The organism is Halomonas sp. AOP7-B1-5 (genome assembly GCF_052353045.1).
Classification (GTDB): Bacteria; Pseudomonadota; Gammaproteobacteria; order Pseudomonadales; family Halomonadaceae; genus Vreelandella; species Vreelandella colorata.
In genome coordinates this window covers 166688-178992 of sequence record NZ_JBQTDC010000005.1, presented here as the reverse complement: position 1 = coordinate 178992, position 12305 = coordinate 166688, and the positions used below count along the sequence as shown (strand labels likewise).

The following is a 12305-nucleotide window of genomic DNA, read 5'->3' as shown; positions in this document are numbered from 1 at the left end:
CGCTTAGAAAGCTTGATAATAAAAATACACACTGAAAAAATCGTTCTCCTGACTGGTGTATTTTAGAATGCTATGGAAATATATTCCTGATTATGGCTTTCAGGAGAAATAAATTGCTTATTGATCGCTTCGATTTGAAAATTATTGAACAGCTTCAGCGTAATGATAACCTTTCTATTGCCCAGCTTGCAGAAGGCGTAGGGCTTTCGGTCACCCCTTGCTGGCGTCGAATTCAGCGCCTTGAGAAAGAAGGCGTAATCGAAAAAAGAATCGCGGTCCTAAACCCTGAAAAGCTTAATCTTGGCTTGACCGTGTTTGTCATGATTAAAACCGATAAACACAATCAAACCTGGCTGGATGCTTTCAAAGAAGCCGTTCAGTCTTTCCCCGAGGTGATGGAAGTTAATCGGCTAGCGGGAGAGTACGATTATTTGCTTAAGGTCATTACGCGCGATAACCAATCATTTGATGCCTTTTATAAAAGGCTTATCGCTAAAATAGAGCTCAGTAATGTCACATCGTGCTTCTCAATGGAACAGGTCAAAAAAACTACCGAGCTGCCACTCGGCGACGTCATCTGAATGGATTGAATATATTCGTGATGACGTGATTGGCGAAGGAGAGGTTGTCCCTGGGCCATTTGGGCCTCGGTCCCTTGTATACGCTGATTACACGGCATCGGGCCGGGGGCTGGGTATGGTTGAAGAAGCCATGCGACATCAGGTGTTACCGTTTTACGCTAATACCCATACCGAAACCTCCTATACCGGTAAAATCACCACGCAATTTCGTGAAGCAGCCCGCCAGGCGGTAAGGGAGTCAGTAGGCGCTGATGATAATTACGCCGTTATTTTTGCCGGGGCAGGGGCAACTGCTGCGATCAATCGCTGTAGCCATATTCTAGGTCTTCAAACGTCACCTGACTCCTCATCGCATTCCAGACCGGTTGTCTTCGTTGGGCCTTTTGAACACCACTCCAATGACCTTGTATGGCGCGAGTGCGATGTAGACCTGGTACGTATCCCGCTAACCGAAAGCGGCACGCCCTGCCTTGAAACATTAGCGCTACGTCTTGAAGAGTACACTGATCGCGAGACAAAGGTGGCTGCGTTTTCAGCCGCTTCCAATGTCACTGGTATTAAAACAGACGTTGTCGCATTGGCACGCCTGGTTCACCAGTATGAAGGCATTGTGCTGCTCGATTATGCCGCCAGTGGCCCTTATGTGGGCATCAATGTGGCAGGCACTGGCGAGGGCGACCATATCGATGGAATTTTCTTGTCGCCGCATAAATTTGTGGGTGGGCCGGGGAGCTCCGGCATTTTGGTAATCCGCAAAGCGCTATGCCGTAATCCCATACCTTCTGTGGCGGGCGGCGGCACGGTGTCTTATGTGACGGCTCAGCACCATCGCTATGTGACCAACGTTCAGCGGCGTGAAGAGGCCGGTACACCAGGCATCCTGGGCGATATTCGCGCGGGCTTTGCGTTTCGTATTAAAGACCTGGTCGGTGCTGCCAATATTGAGGCGCGCGAAAGTGAGCTGGTCGAGATGGCAATGACGCGTTGGCAAGCTGTCAGCAATATTCATCTATTGGGCTCTTTAACCGCTTCTCGGCTGGCCATCTTTTCATTCAATATAAGCGCGGGTGGTCGTGACATTCACCATAACCTGATTGTCGCCATGCTTAATGACCTGTTTGGTATCCAGGCGCGGGGCGGCTGTTCCTGTGCCGGCCCATATGGTCATGAGCTGCTCTCAATAGATGAAAAAACGGCAGCTGAGCATGAAGATTTAGTCCAAAAAGGCAGAAGCTTATATCGTCCAGGTTGGGTAAGGCTCGGTTTTAATTTCTTTTTTAGCAATGAGACCGCTAACTATGTAATATCGGCAGTCGAATTTATTGCCCGCTATGCACCTGTACTGATGAAGCTGTATTCCGTGGATGAAACCAGTGGCGTTTGGCTTGCTCGCCATCAGGACGTTACTCAGGCGTCGACGAATCTCTTGGATGCGCTTCTGTCGCAAGATACTCGCCAAGAGCCGGACATAATGGCAGAAAAAGACGATTACTTTGCCCAGGCTCAGCGGCTTGTTGAGCAGGCCAAAGTGCTGCCGTTAGAGAGGAATTCTCAGTTTTCAGATGTACCCGTTCGTTGGTTCTGGTGGCCTCATGAAGCGGAGCAGGCTATTCAGGCACAAATCGAGATGACGCAATGACCATGACCCCTTCACTGGCGGGCGCTGGCTTAGAAGCGCTTAATGCCCGCGTTCAATACGACTTGGCATGTTTGAATATTCCACCCGCTAACTGGGTACCTCCCCAGGTGATGGAAGACGGGCAGCCTGTGCATGATGTGGTGATTATTGGCGGCGGGCAGTGCGGCATGGTGGCAGCCTTTGCGCTGCTATCCGGTGGTATCAGCAATATCCGTATTTTCGACCGTAATCCGGCTGGGCTGGAAGGCCCTTGGCTGAACTACGCGCGTATGGAAACCTTGCGCTCTCCTAAAACCCTGCCTGGCCCCAGTTACGGATTTGCATCGCTTACCTTCAGGGCCTGGTATGAAGCACAGTTCGGTAACCCCGCGTGGGAGGCGCTGGATAAAATTCCACGCCCCACCTGGATGGCCTATTTAAGCTGGTACCGCGACGTATTAAAGCTCCCCGTTGAGAATGACGTCAAAGTCGAGCACGTTACGCCCGAAGGTGATTTGTTAAGGCTTGAGCTTTCAGGCGCCGGGGCGCCTAGCAACACCGTGCTTACCCGCAAACTTGTGATGGCGACAGGCCGTGAAGGCACTGGCGCAGCTAAAATTCCGGCATTTGTTAATAACCTGTCCGGCAGCGCCTGGTCGCACTCGGCGGATGAAATCGACTTTGCACGTTTAAAAGACAAGCGGGTAGTGGTGATTGGAGTAGGGGCTTCTGCGGTTGATAATGCAGCCGAGGCGTTAGAGCATGGTGCTCAGGAAGTACGTTTTTTAATTCGCCGCTCGCAGATGCCCACTATCAATAAAATGATGGGCATCGGATCCTTTGGTTTTACCCATGGCTACGCCACGTTACCCGATGAGTGGCGCTGGCAAATTATGCACTACTCGTTTGCCACCCAAACTCCGCCACCCCGCGGCTCTACTTTGCGTGTCAGCCGCCATGACAACGCTCATTTCCACTTTGACTGTGGTGTAAAAGCCATGCAAATGGAGGGCGATGAGATTGTTATTGAAACCCGGCAGGGCACCGTGCGCTGTGATTATCTGATTCTGGGCACCGGTTTTGAAATCGACCCCCTGGCTCGCACAGAGCTTTCCGGTTACGCCGACCGTATTCTGCTATGGCGCGATTGCTACCAGCCGCCCGCCGAGCTTAAGAACGACGAGTTAGGTAACTTCCCGTACGTACAACGTGACTTTGCGTTCCAGGAGCGCGAGCCGGGAACGGCGCCCTGGCTGCGCAATATCCACTGCTTTAACTATGGCGCAACCTTGAGCTTAGGCAAGGTCAGTGGCGATATTCCGGGGATCAGTGAGGGCGCAAGCTGGCTAGCTGGTGCAATTGCCGCCAACCTTTACCGGGAAGATGTCGAACGTCACTGGCAACGGCTTGAGCAGTACGACTCACCTGAATTATTAGGCGATGAGTGGCAAGCGACGCCTTTACCTAATACGACTGCTAACGCCTAAGTGGCGTATTGAAAAGCAAGGAATCACCATGACTCATGTATTAGAACAAGCGGCTGATGTGCCCACTACTGGCCCGCTGGCAGATGCGCTGGCTGTGCGCCACAAGCTCATGGATCTGACCCAGGCTTCCTACGAAGCGGCTTTATTGCCGAGTGATGCAGGCCAAGTGCCTGTCGCTATTCGAGCGGCCCTGGCATGTCGTATGGCGCGTATTTGCCAGCAGGCGGGTTTGACCCAGCACTATGCTGATTTATTAGCAGGCTATGGCAGCGATGCGGACCTCTACCAAATTGCCGAGCCTGGCAACAAGCCACCCGCATCTGAAAAGCGCCTGTCTGCCATGGTGACTTATGCCGACTTAGTCACACAACGCCCCCGCGATGCCACGAAAGAAGATATTCAAGCGCTCAAAGAGGCGGGTATTGAAGAAAGCGATATCGTTCGGCTGGCAGGCCTAGTGGCATTTGTTAACTATCAGCTGCGCGTTGCGGCGGTACTAAGCGTGATGGAAAAAGATAAAGTGGGAGAAGCTAAATGAGCCGCGTTATTCATAAGTTTACGTCGCGAATCCCCACCTGGCGCCCCTATATCACGCCTATCGATTTTGATAACGCCACGCCTGCCCAACATGAAGCGCTCAAGGAAACGCCTTCCAATACTAAAATTTCTGACTATGTACTGGTGCTGGCGCACGATCCTGAGTCGCTGCGTATTCGTACCTCGCTGTTTAACGGCATTATGTACGATAAAGGTGGGCTGTCGCGGGATGAGCGTGAGTTAGGCGCGGTGGCTGCCTCCGTGGTCAACCGCTGTATTTACTGTGCGGCCGTTCATGCCCATCGTTATAACAATATCGTAGGCGATGAAAAGGTTATGCAGGATATCTTCCTGCGCGGTAAAGAGGCGGATCTGGAACCTCGCATCAGAGCTATTTTAAAGTTCGCGATGCGCCTTTCTGAATGCCCACCTAACGTGACCGATAGTGATATTCAAAGCTTGCGCGATGTGGGTCTTGAAGATCAGGAAATTGTTGATTTAACGCTATCGACCACGCTGTTTGGCTGGGCAAACCGGTTAATGCATACCCTTGGCGAACCTGTTTCTAACCTCTGATTTTTAAGCCCTGACACTGAAAATTAAAAAAACGCTGACACATTCTAAGGACTCCCCATGATTAAACATACGCTCCCCCGTCTGGCATTGGTAAGCGCTGTATCCTTGTTGATGGCATCCCCGGCACTGGCGCAAACGCTGCGCCTGGGTACCGTGGTGAGTGCTCCACACCCCTGGATTGACGCCGCAGAAGCCTTCAAGGCAGAAGTCGAAGAAGCCACGGATAACCGGATTACGGTGCAAATCTTCCCAGGCGGTCAGTTAGGCAACGACCAGACCATGGTGGATGAGATTCGCATTGGCACCACCGATATGATCATTGGTGGGGTGATGAATGTGGCTCCCTATGTGCCGGATTTCGAAATTTTCAGCCTTAACTATCTGTTCCAGGATATGGATGAGTTCCGTGCGGCAACCGCTCCTGAGTCGGCGGTTTATAGCTATTTTGATCAGGCCATGACCGATGCCAGCGTTGGGCTGAAGCTTTTGAGTTTGACCGGCGGCGGAACGCGTAACCTGAGTACCAATACCGGCCCGGTCGAAGAGCCATCTGATTTACAAGGCGTCAAAATGCGCGTTACTGGCTCGCGCCTTGATGCTGAAACGTGGCAACTTGCGGGTGCATTAACCACGTCGCTTCCCTGGACAGAAATTTATACCGGCTTGCAAACCGGTGTTGTCGGGGCATTTGAGAGTACTATCAGCGGCTATCTTTCAAGCCGTTTATACGAAGTGGCACCATTTCATGCCAAAACCGAACACCAGATCATGATGAGTCATATCTCGATCAGCGAAAACCGCTTCAATCGGTTCTCTGAAGAAGATCAGACCATTATTCAGCAAGCGGCTCAGCATGCCGGGGAATATGGCACTGAGAAAGGAATCGAGTACGACGCTGAGTTCATCAAGCAGTTTGAAGATCTTGGGGTTACGGTAACCGAGGTCGATAAGCAGGCGTTTATCGATCAAGTAGTGCCTCTGCACGATGAATTTGCTGAAGAGCGCGGTTTAACCGACCTGCTCGAGACTATCCGCAGCCTATAACGACTTGGCCAGCATGCCGCTTTCCTTGAACCGCTGAAAAGTGGGGTGGGGAAGCGGCACGTGCCAATAAAAGGACAGACGAATGCGGAAAATCAATGATGTAGTGGAAAAACTCTTGCTGTGTCTAGCGGGGTCTCTGTTTGCCGCTTTTATCCTGACCGTTCTTTACCAAGTGGTTGCGCGAAATTACTTAAAAATCTCTGTTTCCTGGACAGATGAAGTAGCAATGGCTTGTTTTATTTGGGCGGTATTTATTGGCGCCGCGGTTGCCGTGCGTAAGCGCAAGCACTATGTAATCGATATTTTTCCCCCGCAGTTTGTCATTACCCAGCGCGTGCTGCGCCTATTCGGTAGCCTTGCCTGCCTGCCGCTGATTTATGTGCTGGTGGTGCATGGCAACATTCTGGTGGATATGGGATGGAATCGTCGGTCGGTGGCACTGGGAACGCCGATGGCCTATGTATTTGCTGCCTTGCCTGTTGCCGGTATCGCCATGTTCTTATTTTCCATTGAAGTCATTTACGACGATATGGTGGCGCTCCGCAATGGCGGCAAGGTTAAGCGAATGAACGAGGTGGAAGGCTCATGAGCCCACTAATTATTTTGATTGGCAGCTTTTTACTACTGATCGCACTGAGCGTGCCGATTGCCTTTGCTATTGGCTTGGCGTCTATTTTTACTATTTTGGAAATGGGGCTGTCACTGACGTCGGTTGCCAACCAGATGTTTGCCAGCATTAACTCATTTCCGCTTTTAGCCGTCCCGTTTTTTCTGTTGTTGGGCCGTCTGATGAATGATGGCGGGATCACGGACCGCCTGCTCAAATTTGCTGATAGTTCAGTGGGACATGTGCGCGGTGGGCTTGGGCATATTAACGTCATGGTCTCCATGATGTTTGCCAGTCTCTCTGGCTCGGCCGCGGCCGATACGGCAAGCGTTGGTGCCGTGTTGATTCCAGCGATGAAAAAATCGGGTTACCCAGCTCCCTTTGCCGTTGCCTTAACCGCTGCCTCATCGGTATTAGGCGGTATTATTCCGCCTTCGATACTGATGGTTATTTACGGTGCGTTTGGCAATGTATCCGTCGGCGCACTGTTTCTAGGCGGCGTTCTTCCGGGGATCCTGGTGGGGCTTATGCAAATGGGCTACGTCTACTACATCGCCAAGCGGGAGAATATTAAAGCGACAGGCAAGTTTTCGTTTAAGCAAATGGGGCGCACGGCGGTTGTCGCGGCTCCGCCGATGGCTTTGCCTCTCGTGGTGCTTGGCGGTATTACCACCGGTGTCTTTACCGCGACAGAAGCCGCATCGGTGGCGGTATTGGTTGGCGTGATTCTAGCCGTTGTGTTTTATCGCGCGATTCATTTTAAGCAATTGCCGTCTATTCTGGCAGAGTCAGCGATCTCTTTTTCGCTGCCTATGTTTGCAGTTGCCTCGGCAGGCATTATGGGCTGGTTAATTTCTTATCTGGGCATTGCCCAGGATGTCGCCAACTTCATTTTATCGGTGACTGACCACCGTATTGGCATCATGCTGATGGTAATGCTCTTTATGCTGGTGATCGGGACGGTATTAAGCCCCGTAACGGCCGTTATTATTTTCCTGCCGATTATTCAGAGTATTTGTATCGCCGCGGACATTAATCAAATCCACATGGCATTAGTGGTTATCTTGTCATTAACTCTGGGCTTGATAACGCCGCCCTATGGCATCTGCTTATTAATCGCCACCCAAATTGGTGAAGTTTCCATGCCGCGTGCCTTTATGGCGGTGCTGCCATTGGTGGGTTTAATCATGGCGGTCATTTTGGCGGTTATTCTTCTGCCCAGCGTATTCTTGTTCCTGCCTCAAACGATGTTCCCTAAAGCGTTTTAAGCTTATTCGTTAGGCCCCATGTCGGAAAAAAACGGCATGGGGCTTTTTTGTGCCTACAAAAACTGTTTTTAGTAACGAAACCCTCTCTATATTTGCAGATACTTTTTTTATATTCTAGTATTTACAGATAGATCACAGGGAGCTGTTATGCAAACAGCCAATGATATTGCTCAAAACAAAGCTGCCGCTGCCTCAGGTTTAAAAGCCGCCGTACGCATTTTGGATAAATGGCGGGCGAGTGGAGAGCAGGGCGAAGCCATACTGCGGGTATCTCACAGTACCTATGCTCGAGCGAGGCGGGGCGATATTGCCGAGATAAAGCTTGATAGCGACCAGCTGACTCGGATCAGCTATCTGCTTAATATTCACGCGGCGCTGCGCATGTTGTTTGAAAACCCGGATAACCTCTATGGGTTCGTCAAAATGGCAAACCACAACCCCTACTTTAACGGACGTACGCCATTGGACGTTATGAGCAGCGGTGACTTTGCCGCACTCTACGAAACGTTCAAGCGCATTGATAGCCTGCGAGGCGCGCAATGGTAGCACTCGAAACACTACCCGAGCTGCCCGCTCAGCCAGTCATTGGCTATCGGTTGATTAACAGTAAGTTTCCGCCGATAGATCTGTTTGATGATGTAGCCGATGAAGATGAATTTGCCGCGCTGCATGCGCTTCAGGCGTTAACCAACCCGCGCCTGCAAAATGAAGTGGGTAATCTGGCCCTGTTGCCCGTTAAGGAGATACCGTTTGGCATTCGCGGATGCTCTTACGCCGTGGCACCGTTTACCCACGTAAACCCCAACGGGTCACGCTTCAGTGATGGCGGGTTTGGGGTGTTATATGTGGCCGATAATCTGACTGCCGCGATTGCGGAAGTGAAATATCATCAACAGATTTATTGGGCAAATGTGACAGGCCTACACTTTGAGCGCTTTGTTTTTCGTGGATTGAAGTGTGCATTTAATGAGCGCGGCTGTCGGGACGCAACAGTGCTTAAACGTTCCAATCCGATTTACGCCCCTAATGACTACCGCGCGTCAAGAGCGCTTGGCTGGTCAGTGCGTGAGGCTCAGGCAGGCGGGCTTCGTTATCACTCGGTACGCGAGCCAGAAGCCACGTGCTGGGCGCTCATGACGCCCAGGCAGGTTAGTGATGTGGTTCAGACTACGCATCTGGAAATGATCTGGAACGGTAGTGTCGCGCAGGTTAACCGACTAAGCGCCTATCATCCTGGCGCGTAGCTTTTAGCGTTTGGCATGCTGGTCGATAAAGCGCTGCATGATCGTTAACGTTTCATCACTGACATGATGCTCCATACCTTCGGCATCGATTCGCGCGGTATTGTCATTAACGCCCAGGGCGCGCAAAAAATGCAGGACAATATCATGCCGGGTGCGGGAAATTTCCGCCATTTTTTGGCCTTCCTCCGTTAAAAACAGAGAACGGTAGGGTTTGCTGGTTACCAGTCCAAGCTCGTTAAGGCGTCGGATCATCTTGGAAACCGTTGCCTGGCTTACGCCCATACGGTTGGCAATATCGGCAGCCCGGGCTTCACCTCGATGGCGGATCAAGTCGCCAATCAGCTCGACATAATCTTCGATTAACTCGGTTTCATGGGCATTACGCACGGTTTCATATTGCCGTGTATGTTGACCAACGGGCGGTAATGCATCGCCACAGTTGCTGTTGCTCATACTGGCGGCGGCGTTGGGAAGCGACTGATCGTTATCACTCATTGGTAAACTATATCGAGATGAATGGAAACCCTAATGGGGCATGGTAGCGCATTTTATGGAATAATTGTTAGCCAAGGCTAAACTGTTTGCACAATGCTTTTTTGTTGAGCTAAAGTTGTAATCAAAGCGATCCTGAATGGAGTACGGTATGAGCCAGCGAAAAGCATGGTTAAAAAAAGGCCTATTGCTTGCTGCCGTGAGCAGTATCACAACCGCTCATGCGCAAACGCTCTCACCCCCTATTAATGTTGTCGCCACCTTTTCGGTATTGGGCGATTTAGTTGCCAAGGTAGCGGGCGACGATGCACATGTGTCTGTGCTGACGCCGATAAACGCCGAAGTACATGAGTGGGAATTGACGCCGGATAATTTTGCGGCTCTGGAAGATGCCGATATCGTTTTCTATAACGGCTATCAGCTGGAGCAGTGGATGCGTCAGGTAGAGGCGACCACTCAAGACGACGTTGCCTTGATTCCTGTTGCCGAGGCCTCTGAATACCCGGTCCAGTACATCGCAATTGGCGATATGCAGGGCGATGTAGACCCACACCTGTGGACCGACCCGCGGGCGGCCATCGCTTATGTGCAGGTGATCGCCAGTGAGCTGGAAAGTTTATTGCCTGAACAGGCTGAGGGTATTGAAGCCCGCGCTGAGGCGTTGACGGCAGAGCTGCAGGATCTGCATGCGGAGCTTCAAAAGGCGTTGAGCGATATACCTGAAGAGCGTCGTGTGTTGCTCTCCAGTGAAGCGGCATTTCTGTATTTTTCCGATGCCTATGGTTTTGAGCATGACGGTATCTGGGGGAATAACGCTGAAACAGAAGGCTCACCCCGCCAGCTCATGCGGGTAATCGATATGATCAACGAACGTCAGCCAGCGGCAATCTTCTGGGAAAGCACGATTTCAGACCGCTATGTCTCAAGCCTTGCTGAAGATACGGGTATTCCTGTGGCGGGTCCGCTGTATGTGGATTCGCTAAGCGAGCCTGACGGTGAGGCGGGAGATTATTTTGCAATGTTAAGGCATAACGTTGCGATGTTGCGTCGCGCGTTGGCAAACGAGTAACCCACCATGACAGGAAACACACAGAGTGCCGTGGCAGCTATCGAAGTGAAGGGCCTGTACGCGGCTTATCAGCGAAACACCGTGCTAGAGAACATCGAGCTTGCATTTCCCAAGGGCAAATGGACGGCGATCGTTGGGCCAAACGGTGCGGGTAAATCGACGCTGTTTCACGTATTGACCGGCAGCATGAAGCCGCTGCAGGGCAGTGTAAAGGCCTTTGACGAGCCGATTGTCATCCATCGCCGGGCAGGGCATATCGCCTATATGGCCCAGCGAGAGGCGATTGAATGGGACTTTCCCGTCTCGGTATGGGAAACCGTCATGGGGGGGCGCTATGGGCATATGCGACAGGACGCCTTGTGGCGCAGGCTGCTGCCTGCTCGCTGGCACCATGCTCGGCATAGCGAAGCGGTGCGAGACGCGTTGGTGGCCGTGGATATGCTGGCCTATGCGGATCGGCCGATCGGAGAGCTTTCTGGCGGCCAGAAAAAACGTGTGCTGTTAGCTCGGGCGCTTGCCCAGCAGGCTAATATTTTACTTTTGGATGAGCCATTGGCGGGTGTTGATCCGCCTAGCGAAAAACTTATTCTTTCGGTACTGCGCCGTGAGCGGGAGGCGGGTAATACCGTGATTATGGTCACTCATGATATGCCGGGTGCACGTCGCCATGTGGATCATGTCGTGCTGATCAACCGTTTTGTACGAGGCACCGGTACGCCGGAAGAAATGCTAAGTGAAGCAAAACTGGCGGAGCTTGCGGTTAGCTCAACCGAACAGACCGTCAATGATCGTCAAACAATGCCAGGGGCTGCCTATGGCCCCGCTCAAGGGTAAATAACGTGGTTGATAGTATGTTGATGATTGAAGCGTTTAGCGACGCCCTGGTAAGTGGATTGATAACGGCATTAATGACCGTGGTTAACCTGTTGCCCAGCAGCGTATCCGATGCCTTTCAATATGCGTTTATGCAACGGGCGCTGCTTACATCGGTTCTGGTTGGCGCCATTTGTGGAATGCTTTCCTGCTATGTAGTGCTAAAGCGCTGGTCGCTTTTAGGCGATGCCATTTCCCATGCCGTGCTGCCTGGTGTGGCGATTGCGTACTTGCTGGGATGGCCTTTTTTTGTGGGCGCATTTATTACCGGCGCACTGACATCGGTGGGTATCGGGGCGATTGAAAGGAACACGCGGATCAAATCCGATGCCGCAATGGGGCTGATGTTTACCGCCTCGTTTGCCCTGGGGGTGGTGATTATCAGTAAGCTGGCTTCCAGCACCCACTTAATGCACATTTTATTTGGCAACGTATTGGGTGTTAAGCATTCAGCGCTAATGCTCACCTTTGTTGCCAGCGTCATTGCCATTTTAACGGTGTGGCTCGCGTATCGCCCTTTGCTGTTATATGCCTTTGATCCCCAGCAGGCGCAAGCGCTAGGTTTTAATACTCAAATTATTCATTACGGCCTGATTCTTTTACTAACCTTGACGATTGTTGCCAGCTTGGAAACTGTGGGCATTATTCTCGTAGTGGCGATGTTAATTACCCCAGGGGCAACGGCGCATCTGCTAACGGATCGTTTCAAAATAATGCTGCTGATTTCGGTATCTATCGGCGTTTGCTCTGCGGTCATCGGGCTTTGGCTATCGGTTGTGTTTAACGTTGCCTCCGGCGGTGCCATTGTATTGGTGGCATTTGCATTCTTCGTGATGGCGCTGCTCTTTTCGCCCAAGCAGGGTCTTATTTCAAGGCAGTGGCGCCATTGGAGAATGGGCTAGCAGCCAT

At 51.6% G+C, this 12305-nt stretch carries 14 protein-coding genes; 13 read left to right on the top strand and 1 reads right to left on the bottom strand.

Annotation, left to right across the window (positions count from 1 at the left end; genetic code table 11):
- The first annotated feature begins 92 nt into the window (after positions 1-92).
- The 10 genes from ACT3XD_RS04940 (at position 93) to ACT3XD_RS04895 (ending at position 8962) form a co-directional block, all read left to right on the top strand.
- Positions 93-581 carry an Lrp/AsnC family transcriptional regulator gene (locus ACT3XD_RS04940; protein WP_444280546.1) on the top strand — a complete coding sequence of 163 codons (489 nt, stop codon included), beginning with the start codon at positions 93-95 and terminating at the stop codon, positions 579-581.
- A 25-nt stretch (positions 582-606) separates the two neighbouring features.
- Positions 607-2220: an aminotransferase class V-fold PLP-dependent enzyme gene (locus ACT3XD_RS04935; RefSeq protein WP_192537940.1), complete on the top strand. Its 1614-nt coding sequence runs from the start codon at positions 607-609 to the stop codon at positions 2218-2220.
- On the top strand, positions 2217-3686 hold the full coding sequence (locus ACT3XD_RS04930; RefSeq protein WP_192537937.1) for an NAD(P)-binding domain-containing protein: 1470 nt from the start codon (positions 2217-2219) through the stop codon (positions 3684-3686). The genes ACT3XD_RS04935 and ACT3XD_RS04930 overlap by 4 nt, the downstream gene beginning before the upstream one ends.
- A gap of 28 nt (positions 3687-3714) precedes the next feature.
- Positions 3715-4224: a CMD domain-containing protein gene (locus ACT3XD_RS04925; protein WP_192537936.1), complete on the top strand. Its 510-nt coding sequence runs from the start codon at positions 3715-3717 to the stop codon at positions 4222-4224.
- Complete coding sequence (locus tag ACT3XD_RS04920; protein WP_018915987.1) at positions 4221-4799, top strand: peroxidase-related enzyme; 579 nt, start codon at positions 4221-4223, stop codon at positions 4797-4799. Before ACT3XD_RS04925 ends, ACT3XD_RS04920 begins: the two co-directional genes overlap by 4 nt.
- Positions 4800-4856: 57 nt before the next feature.
- Positions 4857-5843 (top strand): TRAP transporter substrate-binding protein, encoded by a 987-nt coding sequence (locus tag ACT3XD_RS04915; protein WP_018915988.1) that lies wholly within the window; start codon positions 4857-4859, stop codon positions 5841-5843.
- Positions 5844-5925: 82 nt separating this feature from the next.
- Positions 5926-6432, top strand: a complete 507-nt coding sequence (locus ACT3XD_RS04910) for a TRAP transporter small permease (RefSeq protein WP_018915989.1) — start codon at positions 5926-5928, stop codon at positions 6430-6432.
- Complete coding sequence (locus ACT3XD_RS04905; RefSeq protein WP_018915990.1) at positions 6429-7718, top strand: TRAP transporter large permease; 1290 nt, start codon at positions 6429-6431, stop codon at positions 7716-7718. Before ACT3XD_RS04910 ends, ACT3XD_RS04905 begins: the two co-directional genes overlap by 4 nt.
- 147 nt (positions 7719-7865) lie before the next feature.
- Positions 7866-8264 (top strand): antitoxin Xre-like helix-turn-helix domain-containing protein, encoded by a 399-nt coding sequence (locus ACT3XD_RS04900; RefSeq protein ID WP_192537935.1) that lies wholly within the window; start codon positions 7866-7868, stop codon positions 8262-8264.
- Positions 8258-8962 carry an RES family NAD+ phosphorylase gene (locus tag ACT3XD_RS04895; RefSeq protein WP_018915992.1) on the top strand — a complete coding sequence of 235 codons (705 nt, stop codon included), beginning with the start codon at positions 8258-8260 and terminating at the stop codon, positions 8960-8962. Before ACT3XD_RS04900 ends, ACT3XD_RS04895 begins: the two co-directional genes overlap by 7 nt.
- 3 nt (positions 8963-8965) lie before the next feature.
- On the opposite strand, the gene mntR is transcribed toward ACT3XD_RS04895, so the two are convergent.
- Entirely contained in the window at positions 8966-9457 is a 492-nt protein-coding gene (gene mntR, locus ACT3XD_RS04890; RefSeq protein ID WP_018915993.1) for a manganese-binding transcriptional regulator MntR, read from the bottom strand.
- Between the two features lie 148 nt (positions 9458-9605).
- On the opposite strand from mntR, the gene ACT3XD_RS04885 reads away from it, so the two are divergent.
- The 3 genes from ACT3XD_RS04885 to ACT3XD_RS04875 are packed head-to-tail and all read left to right on the top strand — an operon-like array spanning position 9606 to position 12298.
- Positions 9606-10523, top strand: coding sequence for a metal ABC transporter solute-binding protein, Zn/Mn family (locus ACT3XD_RS04885; RefSeq protein ID WP_444280545.1), 918 nt, complete (start codon positions 9606-9608; stop codon positions 10521-10523).
- Positions 10524-10529: 6 nt separating this feature from the next.
- Entirely contained in the window at positions 10530-11357 is an 828-nt protein-coding gene (locus ACT3XD_RS04880) for a metal ABC transporter ATP-binding protein (RefSeq protein ID WP_192537934.1), read from the top strand.
- Positions 11358-11374: 17 nt separating this feature from the next.
- Positions 11375-12298: a metal ABC transporter permease gene (locus tag ACT3XD_RS04875; RefSeq protein WP_192537939.1), complete on the top strand. Its 924-nt coding sequence runs from the start codon at positions 11375-11377 to the stop codon at positions 12296-12298.
- Positions 12299-12305: the final 7 nt, after the last annotated feature.